The following is a 327-nucleotide window of genomic DNA, read 5'->3' on the forward strand; positions in this document are numbered from 1 at the left end:
CTATAAAGCGGCACTAGCTCAGTTGGTAGAGCGCGACCTTGCCAAGGTCGAGGTCACGAGTTCGAGCCTCGTGTGCCGCTCCAATTTCTTACCAAAGAAATTGAAGTATCGAATAATATGTAAAGCGGCACTAGCTCAGTTGCCAGAATGTTGAAAGCGACCCGTCGCGCTTAAGCATAAAATTACTGACAATCTTTAAAGCGGCACTAGCTCAGTTGCCAGAACGTAGGACGCGACTCGTCGCGCACCAACGGACAAATTACTGACTAACTATAAAGCGGCACTAGCTCAGTTGGTAGAGCGCGACCTTGCCAAGGTCGAGGTCAC

1 tRNA gene is annotated in these 327 nt (G+C 49.8%); it reads left to right on the plus strand.

Features of this window, described 5'->3' with window-relative positions:
* The first annotated feature begins 7 nt into the window (after positions 1-7).
* Positions 8-83 (plus strand) — tRNA-Gly (locus tag AN389_RS19740).
* The last annotated feature ends 244 nt before the right edge of the window (positions 84-327 follow it).

Origin of the sequence: Pseudoalteromonas sp. P1-7a (assembly GCF_001401855.1) — a bacterium.
Lineage (GTDB): Bacteria > Pseudomonadota > Gammaproteobacteria > Enterobacterales > Alteromonadaceae > Pseudoalteromonas.